The organism is Streptomyces sp. NPDC006711 (genome assembly GCF_042869775.1).
Classification (GTDB): domain Bacteria; phylum Actinomycetota; class Actinomycetes; order Streptomycetales; family Streptomycetaceae; genus Streptomyces.
Window position 1 is genome coordinate 719,999 of the sequence record NZ_JBIAGO010000001.1, and the last position, 13,651, is coordinate 733,649.

Here is a 13,651-nt window from a genome sequence, read left to right on the forward strand (position 1 = left end):
CACGTGAAACAGGGTGGCGCCGAGCGACTGATCAGGGCGTCCGACCGGGGGAGTAACCAGACCTACTAGCCTCGGCGTACATGGCGAGACTTCACCTCTTCGATCTCGACGGCACGCTCATCCGGGGCTCCGCCGCGCCGATCGAGATATCCCGGCAGCTTGGACTCCTCCATGAGATCGGCGAGCTGGAGCGGGAGCTGGCCACCGGGGTGATCGGATCGCCTGAGTACGGGGTGCGTGTGCACGCCCTATGGTCAGGGCTCACCGATGTGCAGGTGACGAGCGCCTTCGAGAACGCCCCCTGGCTCACCGGGATCCAGGACGTCTGGCGGGAGATCCGGGAACGCGGCGACTACTGCGCCGTCATTTCGCTCTCCCCGTCCTTCTTCGTGGAGCGGCTGCTCGGCTGGGGCGCCCACGCCGCGCACGGTTCACTCTTCCCGGACGTGCCCTTCACGCGGCCCGTGGACCCGGCCGGCATCCTCAGCCCGGTGGCCAAGGTCACCGTCATGAAGCGGCTGTGTGCCGAGTTCGGAGTGGACCCCGCAAGCTGTGTGGCGTACGGGGACTCCATGTCCGACGTGGATCTTTTCGCGGCGGTACCCGTGTCGGTCGCGGTGAATGCCGACCACCATCTCGCCGGGCTCGCCACTTATACGTACACGGGCGACGACCTGCGAGAGGCCTACGCGCTGGTCCGGGGAGAGCTCGAGAGCCGGAGCTAGCCCAGGTCGGGTGCGTGCATGGCCCGCACTCCCTCGATGTTGCCGTCGAGATAGTGCCTGAGGGACAGGGGCACGAGGTGTACGGAGGCGATCCCCACCCGGGTGAACGGGATCCGGACGATCTCGTACTCCCCGCAAGGGTCCTCGATCTCGGGGCCGTGGCGCAACGAGGGGTCCATGGAGTCGAGGTGGCAGACGAAGAAGTGCTGGACCTTCACTCCCGTCGAGCCCCCGTCGGCGCCGATGTGCTCGACGGTGTCGACGAAGCAGGGCACCACATCGGTGATCTTGGCGCCCAGCTCCTCGTGCACCTCGCGGTGAAGGGCCTCGACGACGGTGGAGTCCTCGGGCTCGACCCCGCCGCCTGGTGTGAGCCAGTAGGGATCCATGCCGGGCTTGGTGCGCTTGATCAGAATCAGGTCGTCGCCGTCGAGCAGAACGGCTCGTGCGGTGCGCTTGACCACTGGACGTACGGTCATGGGAGGAATGTGGCCCGAAGGGGCCCCGGCGAAACTCTCCGCGCGTGCCCCGCCGTGAAGCGGGTAGGCGCAGGCGGCGCCCGACGAGCGGAAAGCGCTCCCTCAGCGGGAGCCGCCGCGGGCCGAACCTGCCTCGTCCAGCGCGCGCTCCACGTCGGCGATCAGATCCGGTGCGTCCTCCGCGCCGACGGAGAACCGGATGAACCCCTCCCCCACCGCGTCACCGCCCCAGCGGCCGCGCCGTTCGGCGGTGGAGCGCACGCTGCCGAAGCTGGTGGCGTCGTCGACCAGGCGCAGTGCCGCCAGGAAGCGTTCGGCGAAGGCGCGGTCGGGAAGGTCGAAGGACACCACGCAGCCGAAGCGCCGCATCTGGGCCGAGGCCAGCCGGTGGGCGGGGTCCGACGGCAGGCCCGGGTAGCGCAGGCGCGTGACCTCGTCGCGCCCGGCCAGCGCCTGGGCGAGGGCCAGGGCGTTCTCGGCCTGCCGGTCGGCCCGCAGATGCAGGGTCGCCAGCGAGCGGTGGGCCAGCCATGCCTCCATCGGCCCCGGGATCGCCCCGACGACCTTGCGCCACTTGCGTACACGCGCGGCGAACTCCGGGGCGCGGCACACCACATAGCCGAGCAGAAGATCGCCGTGCCCGGTCAGCCCCTTAGTGCCGCTGGCGACCGCGAAGTCCGCGCCGAGGTCGAGGGGGCGCTGCCCGAGCGGAGTGGCCAGGGTGTTGTCGACCGCCACGAGGGCGCCGGCCTCATGCGCCGCCCGCGCGAGGCGGCGTACGTCGCACACGTCGAGACCCGGGTTGGACGGTGTCTCGATCCACAGCAGCTTCGCGCCGTCCAGGTGGGCCAGTTGAGCGTCGCCCGCGGTCGGTGCCGTGCGCACCTCGATGCCGTAGGCCTCCAGTTGCTCACGGATCAAGGGCAGGGCCTGGTAGCCGTCCTCGGGCAGGACCACCGTGTCGCCGGAGCGCGCCTGGGAGAGCAGGACGGCCGACACCGCCGCCATCCCGGACGCGAAGACGATTGCCTCCGCGCTCTCGTCGGGCGACTCGAGTTCGGCGATGGCCCGCTCCAGATGGGTCCACGTCGGGTTGGTGTCACGGCCGTAGGTGTACGGCCCGGACGCCTCGCCGGGCAGGTGGAAGTGGGCGGCGAACACCGGGCCCGGAAGGGTGGGCTCGTAGGCGACCGGGTCGGGAAGACCGGCGCGAACGGACCGCGTGCCGTCACCTGTCATGCCACACACTCCCTCTGGAACTGCCGTGCCGTGTGGGACGTTCCACCATCGTGCTCGCCGAGCACCGTCACGGTACGCGCCGACGGCCGGCGCGCGCACCGAGACGAAATGAGGGGTACCGCTCAGTCCTTGTCGTCGGGAAGGGCGAGGTGCAGCGCCCACGAGACGATCGAGATGATCAGGGCGCCGAGCAGTGCGGTCCAGAAGCCCTCGACGTGGAAGCTGAGATGCAGCTTGTCGGCCAGCCACGACGTCAGGAGCAGCATCAACGCGTTGATCACCAGGGTGATCAGGCCGAGGGTGAGGATGAACAGCGGGAAGGACAGCAGCTTCACCACCGGCTTGACGACGAAGTTCACCACGCCGAAGACCAGCGCGACCAGAATCAGCGTCAAGGCCTTCTTGCCGGTGTTGTCGCCGGTCAGGGTGATGTTCTTCATCAGCCAGACGGCCACTGCCAGCGCGCCCGCGTTGGCGATCGTTTTGACTACAAAATTCTTCATGGGCCCGATCGTGGCAGACACGATCGGCACGAGTGCAGGGGCGGACGGCGATGAAAGATTTCCGGCTCGACGAGTTGGAGGCGGAGCGGGCCGCCAACGACGGCGCGTATTTGCAGTTCCTACGGGAGCGGAACATGTCGGCGGGGCTGTACGCGCTCGATGCCGGCGCCCACGACTCGCAGTCCCCGCATGCCCAGGACGAGATCTACTTCGTGGCCAGCGGCCGCGCCTCGATCACCGTGGGCCTGGAGACGACGCAGGTCTCGCGCGGCAGCGTGGTCTATGTGCGCGCCGGAGTGGCCCACAAGTTCCACCACATCACCGAGGATCTGAGGGTTCTGGTCGTCTTCTCTCCGCCGGAGAGCTGAGGGTCGCCCCTGACCTTCCCTAGGGGTCCGGTCAGGGGAGTTCAAGGGCTGCGACCGCCCCGCTGGGTACCCGGTCGCCCCTAGCATCGAGAGTGTCGAAGGCACGGAATGCGTGAACTGGCAGAAAACTGACAGAAGCTAACAGAAAGAGGTAAGGACGATGGCCGCACGGGAGATATTCGCGGGGATGCCCTGGTGGGTGAAGTGGGTCGCCGTGCCCGTCATCGCCCTGGTCGTGTTCGGCGGCCTGATCGCGAGCGTGGTCGGCTTCCTGTTCGGACTGCTCTTCAAGGTCCTGGTCTTCGTGGCTCTGGTGGGTGGTCTGATCTACGTGGTGCGCAGGTTCCTGTCCTCCTCGTCCTCCTCGCGCGGCGGCTGGTAGCGGAACCCGGGCGGAACATGAAGTTCCGCCCGGCGTCCCACGCAGGCGGGCGTGGCGCCCGGCAGCACGCCTGAAGGTGAGCTGTGGTGCGGCGGCCGAGCGGCCGGCCCACCACGGGGCGCCGCGGAAGGCGCAGCACGATCACTGACTCTCTGGACCGTTGGCGGGACTCCCTCGGGGGTGCCCGTCTACTTCGCTGTCCACCGCGAGGGTGAGATCGCGATCGCCGGGTTGCCGACACTCCCGCCGCGCTCGCCGTCGAGGAGCGGACCCGCTTCCCGGCGACCGGGCACGCCCGAGCCTTCGGGCAGCGCCTACGCGGCCGGCCCGACGACCAGGCCCGCGAGGGCCACCTCGACCGGCCACGCTCGAAGCGATCAAGCCCTGCACCATACGGAATCGCCAGGCCCTGACGGAACGCGTCGCGATCACGCAGCGTAAGAGTCTCCTCGTCAAACGCCTGGAGCACGCCCTCAGCGGCTTATGCGCCGTGATCCCTATGACGACAGGTTCCGGCGCCGAGACCGTGGCCTTTTCCGTCCCCTTCACCAGGCGTAACGCCCCCTGCCTGCCGTCGAACGCCTGCGCGGCGAGGTGGGCGCGCTGCACCGTTCGCTCATGTTCTCTATCGGTATCTGAAAACTCACTCCTTGTGATCTGCCGACGCGTACAGCACGATGGCGTCACCAAGGCTCTGAGGGTTCATTCCTGGCCGATTTCAGCCACAAGCGGGGTACATGACGATGCATGAGTCGGTTCAGGCAGAAGTGATGATGAAGTTCCTCGTCTCCGAGGAGCTGGCCTTCCGGATCCCGGTGGAGCTGACGTACGAGGCGGCGGACCCCTATGCCGTGCGCATGACCTTCCACCTCCCCGGAGACGCGCCTGTCACCTGGACCTTCGGGCGGGAGCTGCTGCTCGACGGGATCAACGAACCGGCCGGGGACGGCGACGTACGGATCGAGCCCAGCGAGCCCGATGAGCTGTGCGATGTCCACATCAAGCTCCAAGTGGGCGCCGACCGCGCCCTCTTCCGGGCCGGCGTCGCGCCCCTGGTGGCCTTCCTGGACCGTACCGACAAGCTCGTACCCCTGGGACAGGAGTGGGCGCTCGGGGAGTTCGACGGCCACCTGGAGGACGCGCTCGGGCGCATCCTGGCGGAGGAGAACGCGGGCTGACCCGCTACTTCCTGCGGCGATGACCGCCCGCGCCGCGTCTCACGGCCGGCCGGGGCGCCGCGCGGCCGTCGGGGGCGGGCCGGTCCGCGGAGACGACCAGGGCGGCCAGCGCGGTGGTCAGCGGCACCGAAGCGACCAGCCCGATCGACCCGACGAGCGTGCGGACGACTTCCTCGGCCACCAGCTCGCTGTTGGCCACCGTGCCCACGCTGCTCTGCGCGATCGAGAACAGCAGCAACAGGGGCAGCGCGGCGCCCGCGTAGGCGAGCACCAGGGTGTTGACCACCGAGGCGATGTGGTCGCGGCCGATCCGGATGCCCGCCCGGTACAGGCCGCGCGGGCCCATCGTCGGATTCGCCTCGTGCAGCTCCCACACCGCCGAGGTCTGCGTGACCGTCACATCGTCCAGCACGCCGAGCGAGCCGATGATGACGCCCGCGAGCAGCAGGCCGGACATGTCTATGCCCGGGTAAAGGCCATGGATGAGGCCGGTGTTGTCGTCGGTGTTGCCGGTGAGCGCGGCCCAGCCGATGAAGAGCGAGCCGAGCAGCCCGATGAGCATCAGCGAGACGAGGGTGCCGAGCACGGCGACCGAGGTGCGCGCGGACAGGCCGTGGCACATGTAGAGCGCGATCAGCATGATGGCGCTCGCCCCGACCACCGCCACAAGCAGCGGATTGGAACCCTGCAACACCGCCGGAAGGATGAAAAAGGTCAGCACGGCGAACGAGACCACCAGGGCGATCAGCGCCATCACCCCGCGCAGCCGGCCGACGACCACGACCGCGAGCGCGAAGATCCCCGCGAGCAGCGCCATCGGGAAGCGCCGGTTCACATCGGTCACCGAGTACTGGAGGTCGTGGGGGGCGTCGGGGGCGTACGAGACGATCACGCCCTGACCGGCGTGCAGTTGGCGCGGCGAGTCGGGCTGGACGACCTCGGTGAAGGTGCGGCCCTTCTCCTTGCCGGAGGTGACCTCGACGGTGGCCTTGCCGCACGGTTGGCGCGGGGCGTTCCTCGCCTGCCCGCTCTCAGCGGTGGAGGTGTCACCGTTCGACGGGGTCTGACCCGCGTGGACCGACGCGCAGTCCACTTTGTCCACCGTGAGGACCTTGGCCTGCTGGGTCTGGCGGTCGAAGCCGACCCCGGTGCGCTGGTGCGGTGGGGCGCCGCCGGGCCAGAGCACCACGAGCCCCACAAGTACCGCCGCGGAGAAGGGGATCAGGACGGCGGCGATGACCTTGCGAAGGTGCTTGGAGACGGGTGCCGCGGGCCCGTGACCGTGTGAGTGGCCATGCGCGTGGCCGTGCGTGTGGCCGTGTCCTTGGCCGGGTCCGCCGGGGGGATGCGGAGGGTGCGGTTCTGGTGGGGTCACCGCCCGATCATCGCAAGAACGGAGGGGGCCCTCTGTTCAGCGCGCCAGTGCGGGCGCTAGCGTGGTGACACCTTTGCACACGCGGGAGCTCGGAGCACCGGGCTGAGAGGGCGCTGAAAGCCGTACGAACCGTACGGAAGAGGCTGCGCCGACCGCCGAACCTGTTACCGGGTAATGCCGGCGTAGGGAGTAGGTCTCATGACCGTTCAGGACGCACGCACGCCTGCCTCCAGCACTGAGGAGAGCGGGAAGTCCATCGGCTGGCACAAGGGGTACATCGAGGGGTCGCGCCCCGACCTCAAGGTGCCGGTCCGTCAGGTGCACCTCACCAACGGCAAGGCCGTAACGCTGTACGACACGTCCGGTCCGTACACCGATCCGGACGTCGAGACCGACGTCCGCCGAGGCCTCGCACCGCTCCGGGAGAACTGGATCATCGGGCGTGGCGACACCGAGGAGTACGCGGGGCGCCCGGTCCGTCCCGAGGACGACGGCATCAAGCACACCTCGCCGCGCGGGGGCCTGAAGAACCTCGACGCGGTCTTCCCCGGGCGCCCGCGCCAGCCCCGCCGCGGCCGTGGCGGCCAGGCCGTCAGCCAGCTCGCGTACGCCCGGCGCGGCGAGATCACCCCGGAGATGGAGTACGTCGCGATCCGCGAGAACGTCTCCCCCGAGGTCGTACGCGAGGAGATCGCGGCGGGCCGCGCCGTGCTGCCCGCGAACATCAACCACCCCGAGATCGAGCCGATGATCATCGGCAAGCGGTTCCTGGTGAAAGTCAACGCCAACATCGGGAACTCCGCGGTCACCTCCTCCATTGAGGAAGAGGTCGACAAGATGACCTGGGCCACGCAATGGGGCGCGGACACGGTCATGGACCTCTCCACGGGCCGCAACATCCACACCACTCGCGAGTGGGTGCTGCGCAACTCGCCCGTGCCCATTGGCACGGTGCCGCTGTACCAGGCGCTGGAGAAGGTCGACGGCCGTGCCGAGGACCTGACCTGGGAGATCTACAAGGACACGGTCATCGAGCAGGCCGAGCAGGGCGTCGACTACATGACGGTCCACGCGGGCGTGCTGCTGCGCTACGTTCCGCTGACCGCCCGCCGAAAGACCGGCATCGTCTCGCGCGGCGGGTCGATCATGGCGGCCTGGTGCCTGGCGCACCACAAGGAGTCGTTCCTGTACGAGAACTTCGAGGAGCTGTGCGACATCCTCGCCTCGTACGACGTGACGTACTCGCTGGGTGACGGCCTGCGGCCGGGCTCCATCGCGGACGCCAACGACGAGGCGCAGTTCGCGGAGCTCCGCACGCTCGGGGAACTCAACACGATCGCCAAGCGTCACAACGTACAGACGATGATCGAGGGCCCGGGGCACGTCCCGATGCACAAGATCAAGGAGAACATCGACCTCCAGCAGGAGATCTGCGAAGAGGCCCCGTTCTACACCCTGGGGCCGCTGACCACCGATGTGGCGCCCGCCTACGACCACATCACCTCCGGTATCGGCGCGGCGATGATCGCCTGGTGGGGCACCGCGATGCTCTGCTACGTCACGCCCAAGGAGCACCTTGGCCTGCCCAACCGTGACGACGTGAAGACCGGCGTCATCACGTACAAGATCGCCGCGCACGCGGCGGACCTGGCCAAGGGGCACCCGGGCGCCCAGGAGTGGGACGACGCGCTCTCGGACGCCCGGTTCGAGTTCCGCTGGGAGGACCAGTTCAACCTGGCCCTCGACCCGGTCACGGCCCGGGAGTTCCACGACGAGACGCTGCCCGCCGAGCCGGCCAAGACCGCGCACTTCTGCTCGATGTGCGGTCCGAAGTTCTGCTCGATGAAGATCTCGCAGGACATCAGGCGTGAGCACGGCGGCGACCTGAAGTCGCACGAGATCGAGGCCGGGATGGCGGAGAAGTCCAAGGAGTTCGCGGACGCGGGGAACCGGGTCTATCTGCCGATCGCCGACTGAGGCGTGGGGCGTTCGCGCTGCTCCAGGGGTTCAGGTCCCCCGGAGCAGCGGCACGCTCGCCGCTCGGGGCCGGCAGGCCCCCGGAACGCCTGCTCCCCGGTCCCGGTCAGTCCGGCTGGTGTTCCGGGCCGCCGAAGTCGGGGCTGGTGAAGTCCGGGCTGGTGAAGCTGGGGTGGCTGGCGGGGGAGGCGCCCTCGTCGGGGCTGCCGAAGCCGGGGCGGTCGTAGCCGAGGGACGGGATCCGGCCGATCGGGCGGCGGGGCTCCGGCGCGCCGGGGTCGACGCTCGGGTCGGCGAGCGCGTCCCGCAGGAACGGGTAGATCCCGCGCTCCAGGAGAGCGTGGCGCCAGGCCTCGCGGGCGCGGGAGAGCTCCTGAGTGCGCTCGTCGGGCGCGTCCGCCTCGCTCGCCTCGTCGACCGCCACCACCTGCGTCGCGCCGTTGCGCACCGCGGTGATCAGCAGCCCGACGGCGGCGGCGAGGATCGCGGCGGCCGTCAGCGCGCCGAAGAACCAGCCGGCCGTCAGCATGGTGTCCGCGAAGGCCGGGACCGGATTGAGCATCTTCAGGATGTAGCCGACCAGCAGGAATATCACCGCGGCCGTTCCGGCGAGCACCGGTGCCAGCACGGTGACGACGGCGCCGACGCCCGCGCCCGAGGGTTCGAGTGAGGTGCCGTCGGAGGTCACAAGGGCGGTGTCCGGCGTGGTGCCGGGCGGCCGCAGCGCCACGCGCGCCTCGACATAGTTCTCGTACTCGGGCGCGGCGCGCTCGGTGATGAAGGATCCGGCCGCGAGCACCATGGTGCGCAGCTGCACCGCGTTCAGACGCTCGCCGATGCTGGACAGCTCGGGCCGTTCGTGCGCGGTGCGCAGCGCCTCGTCGAGGATCCGCTCGAACTCCTGGCGGTCCTCGGGAAGCAGGTGCGGAGCGCTGTTCATGTGCATCCCCCGATGCTCCGTAGGGCCGGGAAGCCCGCCTGGTGAACGGGCAGTTGGGCGGAAACGGAGGAGAGCCTGCTGCGGATAACCCGATGGTAGAGCCGCTACGGCACGAGGTGACAGGGTGTTTCCGGAAATGGCATACCCGGCGCTTTGCGGAACGCCTTCCCGGTCACCTCTCCCTCATGCCTCAGTCACCCAGCGGGAGTTGCTGGACCAGCAGCTTTCCGGCCATGGTCACGCCGCCGTCCATCGCGAGGGCGAGTCCGTCGGCGTACAGGTGCGGACCCTCGACCACCGGGCGCGAGTCCTCTTCGCCGTCCTCGGTGCCGACCTCGCCCAGCAGATACGGGATCGGGCTGTGGCCGTGCACCACGCGCCGGCCACCATAGGCCGCAAGCAGCTCACGCGCGGCCTGGGAGCCGGCGCCGTCGCGGAACGCGAACCGCTTGGTGAGCTTGCGGAACAGGTCCCAGCACTCGTCGGCGTCGTTACGGGTCAAGATCGCGTGGATGGTGTCGTTGACCGCCTCGATGGATTCGCCGTACTCCAGATAGGCGGTGGTGTCCGAGTGCATGAGCAGGTGGTCGTCCTCCTGCTCGATCGCGTCGAGACGGGACATCCACTGAAGGTGGACGTCCTGGAGCCGGTCCATGTCGGCCTTCTGGCCGCCGTTGAGCAGCCAGGCGGCCTGGAAGGTGGCCGTGCCGGCGCCGGAGTTGACCGGGGTGTCGGCGAACCGCTTGGCGCCGATGAGCAGCAGCTCGTGGTTGCCCATGAGCGCCTTGCAGTAGCCACCGGCGGCCGCGGCCTCGGCCGAGAGCCGCATGACCAGGTCGATGACGCCGATGCCGTCGGGGCCCCGGTCGGTGAAGTCACCGAGGAACCACAGGCGCGCGGTGCCGGCGGCCCAGCTGCCCGACTCGTCGATGAGGCCCTGCTCGCGCAGGGCGGCCATGAGTTCGTCCAGGTAGCCGTGGACGTCGCCGACGACGTACAGCGGGCCGGGTCCGCTGGGCGCCGACGCGGGGTCCGGCTCGGCCAGCGGCACTTGGAGGGTGTCCCCCCGAGTGATCACCGGCAGGTCGCGTGCGGTCGGCGTGTAGCCCTCGGGCGGCTCGTCACCGGAAGAGGTGGCCGTGCCGGGCGTCGGAGGCGGCGTGAGGGGCGCGGAGGCCTGCGGGTGGGCGGCCGGGGGCTCCTGCTGGAACTCCGGGGCCGCCGGCTCGTGGCGTGCTTCCGGGTCCACCGGCCCGAAGCAGGGCTCGGAGGCCATCGGCTGACTGCGCGCTTCCGGATCCGCCGCACCCCGCTGGAAACCCGCCGCCGCCGACTCGTGGCGTGCTTCCGGGGCGGCCGGCCCCTGGGGGAACTCCGGGGCCGCCGGCTCCTCATGGCGCTCCGGGGCCGCCCGCTCCACGCGGAGTTCCGGCGTCATCGGCTCCGGATACGCGGGCGGTTCCTCCGGTGGTGGCACGGGGGCCTGTTGCGCGTACGGCGGCACCCGGAAGTCACGCAACGTCTCCGTCCGCACGGGTCCCTGACCGGCCCCCTGAGTCATCGACCCCTCCACCACCGTCGCGCCGCCGTACACCGTGGGAGCCGCCAGGTCGGGCGGGGATCCGTGGTGTCGTGCGCCCATCATAGGAATGCGCCTCATGCTGTGTGACGCACCAGGGGTGGTCAATCCGGGTGCGAGCGGGGTTCGCGGGTGGTTATGTCCCTAATGTGGCGGTCCGAGACAGGCTGATTCCTGCCGTTCCCAGGACTGCGGATGCCGCGCCGTCCGGCCGGGGGTCGTCGCCCGGCCGGACGGCCGGTCAGTTCTGTCCGGGCTGACCCGACTGGCCCTGCTGGCCCGGCTGGCCCTTCGCCGGGGAGCGGGGCGGGCTGACCGTGGTGCGCGGCGGACGGCGCTGGGAGGAGGTCCGCACGATCAGTTCGGTCGGTATCACCTGCTCGATCGGATGACCGTTGTCGATTCCTTCGATCGCGTCGATCAGGAGCTGGACGACGGCTGTGCCGATGCGCCTGGGCTTGAGCGAGAGGGTGGTGATGGGCGGTTCGGTGCTGGCGTACACGGTGGATTCGCTGCAGCACACGAGGAGCAGGTCCTCCGGTACGCGCAGCCCGTAGCGCCGTGCGGCCGCGAGCAGGTCGGTGCCGTTGGGGTCGAAGAGTCCGTAGACGGCGTCCGGCCGGTCCGGGCGGGCGAGCAGCCGGTCGGCTGCGACGGCGCCCGCACAGGGGTCGTGGGCCGGATAGGACTCGTACACCGGATCCTGGCCGACCCGTCCGCACCAGGTCAGATAGGCCTCGGTGGACAACCGGGTGTAGGTGTCGGTGGTGGTGCCGGTGAGGAGGCCGATGCGGCGGGCGCCGGCGGCGGCGAGGTGGTCGAGCAGGTCGAGTACGGCGGCCTCGTGGTCGTTGTCCACCCAGGCCGTGACGGGCAGGGTGCCCGCCGGGCGGCCGTCGGAGACGACGGGAAGGCCCTGGCGTACGAGTTCGGTGACCACGGGGTCCTGGTCGGAGGGGTCGATGACGACGGTGCCGTCGAGGGCGACGTTCGACCAGACGTCCGCCGGGCTGCGGCGTGAGGTGGCGGGAAGGATGACGAGGGCGTAGCCGCGGGCCAGCGCGGCGGAGGTGGCGGCTCTCGCCATTTCGGCGAAGTAGGCGAATTCGGTGAAGGTGAAAGGTTCATCCCCGTAGGTCGTCACGGTCAGGCCGATGAGGCCGGACTTGCCGGTACGGAGCGTGCGGGCCGCTGCGGATGGGCGGTAGCCCAGCCGGTCTGCGACCTCGCGGACGTGGCGGCGGGTGGCGTCGGGGAGCCGGCCCTTGCCGTTGAGCGCGTCGGAGACGGTCGTGATGGAGACACCGGCTGCGGCGGCCACGTCCCGAATGCCCGCCCGCCCCAGCCGGCGACCGGTCGACCGGCTCACCTGGTGCTTCCCTGCTGCTGTCATGGCGAGCCGATAGTAGGGCGATGACGGGCGGTTGGCCCGGGTGCATATGCACGCGTTGACAGGCACGTTTCTGCATGATCGAAAGCCGTCAATGACCTTGCTATGCAAGGGAGTTGGGCGATTCCGTGTCCTGGTGGCCCTCATCGACCCGTGGGCGGCTGCCAACTGTCCGATGTATCGAAGAGGTCTCAACTCACCTTCACGGGTGATGCGCGCCACGGCGCGTGCCACCGGCGTGCGGCAGACGCAGGAGCGCTCCCCCCGGCCTGTGCGCCCGCCCGGAACCGGTTCCCGTCCGCTATTCGCAGGCGGCCCGAATCCTCATAAGGTGAGAAGCATTGGATGTGTACGGAGCTGTCCGCGGCGGCGTGCACAGCATCTGTACGCGACGGTCGAGGAGGACCTGCGGTGAGCGAGACGAGCCCCAAGCTGCGCGCCGAGCTGGACGGCATCCCCACCTACAAGCCGGGCAAGCCCGCCGCGGCGTCCGAGGGGCCGGTCGCCTACAAGCTGTCCTCGAACGAGAACCCCTACCCGCCGCTGCCCGGTGTGCTGGAGAGCGCCCTCGCGGCCGCCGGGAACTTCAACCGCTACCCCGACATGGCGTGCACCGCGCTGATGGACGAGCTGGCGGAGCGCTTCGGGGTCCCGCACGCGCACCTGGCCACCGGCACGGGCTCGGTGGGGGTGGCCCAGTCGCTGATCCAGTCCACGTCGGGCCCCGGTGACGAGGTCATGTACGCCTGGCGCTCCTTCGAGGCCTACCCGATCATCACCCAGATCAGTGGAGCGACGTCCGTGCGGGTGCCGCTCACCCCGGGCGACGTGCACGACCTCGACGCGATGGCGGACGCGGTCACCGACCGGACCCGGCTGATCTTCGTCTGCAACCCGAACAACCCGACGGGCACCGTGGTGCGCCGGGCCGAGCTGGAACGGTTCCTCGACCGGGTGCCCTCCGACGTCCTCGTGGTCCTCGACGAGGCCTACCGGGAGTTCATCCGCGACACCGAGGTGCCGGACGGCCTCGAGATCTACCGGGACCGCCCGAACGTGGCCGTCCTGCGCACCTTCTCCAAGGCGTACGGGCTCGCCGGCCTCCGGGTCGGTTTCGCGGTGGCCCACGAGCCGGTCGCCGCCGCGCTGCGCAAGACGGCCGTGCCCTTCGGCGTCAGCCAGCTCGCCCAGGACGCGGCGGTTGCCTCCCTGCGCGCCGAGGACGAACTGATGGGCCGCGTCGGCTCGTTGGTGTGCGAGCGGGACCGGGTGTACGAGGGCCTGGTGCAGCAGGGCTGGACGGTGCCCGAGACGCAGGCGAACTTCGTCTGGCTGCGCCTGGGGGAGCGCACCATGGACTTCGCCGCGGCGTGCGAGGCGGCGGGCGTCGTGGTGCGGCCGTTCGCGGGCGAGGGCGTACGCGTCACGATCGGCGAGAGCGAGGCCAACGACCTCTTCCTCAAGGTCGCCGAAGGCTTCCGCAAGCAGGCCTGACGCGTTTCTGGGCGGCCCCTCG

At 69.9% G+C, this 13,651-nt stretch carries 13 protein-coding genes and 1 riboswitch; of the genes, 6 read left to right on the forward strand and 7 right to left on the reverse strand.

Features of this window, described 5'->3' with window-relative positions; all coding sequences use genetic code 11:
• Positions 1–80: 80 nt before the first annotated feature.
• Positions 81–725: an HAD-IB family phosphatase gene (locus ACFYM2_RS03160; protein WP_358997841.1), complete on the forward strand. Its 645-nt coding sequence runs from the start codon at positions 81–83 to the stop codon at positions 723–725.
• Here ACFYM2_RS03160 and ACFYM2_RS03165 read toward each other — a convergent pair.
• From ACFYM2_RS03165 to ACFYM2_RS03175, 3 genes are all read right to left on the reverse strand, one after another.
• On the reverse strand, positions 722–1,204 hold the full coding sequence (locus tag ACFYM2_RS03165) for an NUDIX hydrolase (protein WP_350231506.1): 483 nt from the start codon (positions 1,202–1,204) through the stop codon (positions 722–724). The genes ACFYM2_RS03160 and ACFYM2_RS03165 overlap by 4 nt on opposite strands.
• A 102-nt stretch (positions 1,205–1,306) precedes the next feature.
• Positions 1,307–2,443, reverse strand: coding sequence for a cystathionine gamma-lyase (locus ACFYM2_RS03170; protein ID WP_388457615.1), 1,137 nt, complete (start codon positions 2,441–2,443; stop codon positions 1,307–1,309).
• A 122-nt stretch (positions 2,444–2,565) separates the two neighbouring features.
• Positions 2,566–2,946 carry a phage holin family protein gene (locus tag ACFYM2_RS03175; protein ID WP_350231508.1) on the reverse strand — a complete coding sequence of 127 codons (381 nt, stop codon included), beginning with the start codon at positions 2,944–2,946 and terminating at the stop codon, positions 2,566–2,568.
• A gap of 50 nt (positions 2,947–2,996) precedes the next feature.
• Here ACFYM2_RS03175 and ACFYM2_RS03180 point away from each other — a divergent pair, with 50 nt between their 5' ends.
• The 3 genes from ACFYM2_RS03180 to ACFYM2_RS03190 all read left to right on the forward strand — a co-directional run bounded on the left by ACFYM2_RS03180 (position 2,997) and on the right by ACFYM2_RS03190 (position 4,874).
• Entirely contained in the window at positions 2,997–3,314 is a 318-nt protein-coding gene (locus ACFYM2_RS03180) for a cupin domain-containing protein (protein ID WP_388832841.1), read from the forward strand.
• A gap of 160 nt (positions 3,315–3,474) precedes the next feature.
• Complete coding sequence (locus tag ACFYM2_RS03185) at positions 3,475–3,696, forward strand: DUF5326 family protein (protein WP_350231510.1); 222 nt, start codon at positions 3,475–3,477, stop codon at positions 3,694–3,696.
• 743 nt (positions 3,697–4,439) lie between these two features.
• A complete protein-coding gene (locus tag ACFYM2_RS03190; RefSeq protein ID WP_358998167.1) occupies positions 4,440–4,874 on the forward strand; it encodes an SsgA family sporulation/cell division regulator in 435 nt (144 codons plus the stop codon).
• Between the two features lie 4 nt (positions 4,875–4,878).
• Here ACFYM2_RS03190 and ACFYM2_RS03195 read toward each other — a convergent pair whose 3' ends face one another.
• The gene (locus ACFYM2_RS03195; RefSeq protein WP_358997849.1) at positions 4,879–6,249 is read right to left on the reverse strand and encodes a YibE/F family protein; all 1,371 of its coding nucleotides are present in this window, start codon (positions 6,247–6,249) and stop codon (positions 4,879–4,881) included.
• Positions 6,250–6,320: 71 nt separating this feature from the next.
• Positions 6,321–6,455: riboswitch (TPP riboswitch) on the forward strand.
• On the opposite strand from ACFYM2_RS03195, the gene thiC reads away from it, so the two are divergent.
• Entirely contained in the window at positions 6,448–8,226 is a 1,779-nt protein-coding gene (gene thiC, locus ACFYM2_RS03200; protein WP_358997852.1) for a phosphomethylpyrimidine synthase ThiC, read from the forward strand. It overlaps the preceding riboswitch by 8 nt.
• 106 nt (positions 8,227–8,332) lie before the next feature.
• On the opposite strand, the gene ACFYM2_RS03205 is transcribed toward thiC, so the two are convergent.
• The 3 genes from ACFYM2_RS03205 to ACFYM2_RS03215 all read right to left on the reverse strand — a co-directional run bounded on the left by ACFYM2_RS03205 (position 8,333) and on the right by ACFYM2_RS03215 (position 12,138).
• On the reverse strand, positions 8,333–9,172 hold the full coding sequence (locus tag ACFYM2_RS03205) for a hypothetical protein (protein WP_358997853.1): 840 nt from the start codon (positions 9,170–9,172) through the stop codon (positions 8,333–8,335).
• Between the two features lie 184 nt (positions 9,173–9,356).
• The gene (locus tag ACFYM2_RS03210) at positions 9,357–10,727 is read right to left on the reverse strand and encodes a metallophosphoesterase (RefSeq protein ID WP_388833100.1); all 1,371 of its coding nucleotides are present in this window, start codon (positions 10,725–10,727) and stop codon (positions 9,357–9,359) included.
• Positions 10,728–10,986: 259 nt separating this feature from the next.
• Entirely contained in the window at positions 10,987–12,138 is a 1,152-nt protein-coding gene (locus ACFYM2_RS03215; RefSeq protein WP_350231515.1) for a LacI family DNA-binding transcriptional regulator, read from the reverse strand.
• Between the two features lie 408 nt (positions 12,139–12,546).
• Between ACFYM2_RS03215 and hisC the strand changes: the two genes are divergently transcribed.
• Complete coding sequence (gene hisC / locus ACFYM2_RS03220; protein WP_358997857.1) at positions 12,547–13,629, forward strand: histidinol-phosphate transaminase; 1,083 nt, start codon at positions 12,547–12,549, stop codon at positions 13,627–13,629.
• Positions 13,630–13,651 lie beyond the last annotated feature (22 nt).

Coding starts and splice junctions, on each gene's coding strand:
- ACFYM2_RS03160 (WP_358997841.1), top strand. CDS start 81: ATGGCGAGACTTCACCTCTTCGATCTCGACGGCACGCTCATCCGGGGC.
- ACFYM2_RS03165 (WP_350231506.1), bottom strand. CDS start 1,204: ATGACCGTACGTCCAGTGGTCAAGCGCACCGCACGAGCCGTTCTGCTC.
- ACFYM2_RS03170 (WP_388457615.1), bottom strand. CDS start 2,443: ATGACAGGTGACGGCACGCGGTCCGTTCGCGCCGGTCTTCCCGACCCG.
- ACFYM2_RS03175 (WP_350231508.1), bottom strand. CDS start 2,946: ATGAAGAATTTTGTAGTCAAAACGATCGCCAACGCGGGCGCGCTGGCA.
- ACFYM2_RS03180 (WP_388832841.1), top strand. CDS start 2,997: ATGAAAGATTTCCGGCTCGACGAGTTGGAGGCGGAGCGGGCCGCCAAC.
- ACFYM2_RS03185 (WP_350231510.1), top strand. CDS start 3,475: ATGGCCGCACGGGAGATATTCGCGGGGATGCCCTGGTGGGTGAAGTGG.
- ACFYM2_RS03190 (WP_358998167.1), top strand. CDS start 4,440: ATGCATGAGTCGGTTCAGGCAGAAGTGATGATGAAGTTCCTCGTCTCC.
- thiC (WP_358997852.1), top strand. CDS start 6,448: ATGACCGTTCAGGACGCACGCACGCCTGCCTCCAGCACTGAGGAGAGC.
- ACFYM2_RS03205 (WP_358997853.1), bottom strand. CDS start 9,172: ATGCACATGAACAGCGCTCCGCACCTGCTTCCCGAGGACCGCCAGGAG.
- ACFYM2_RS03210 (WP_388833100.1), bottom strand. CDS start 10,727: ATGACTCAGGGGGCCGGTCAGGGACCCGTGCGGACGGAGACGTTGCGT.
- ACFYM2_RS03215 (WP_350231515.1), bottom strand. CDS start 12,138: ATGACAGCAGCAGGGAAGCACCAGGTGAGCCGGTCGACCGGTCGCCGG.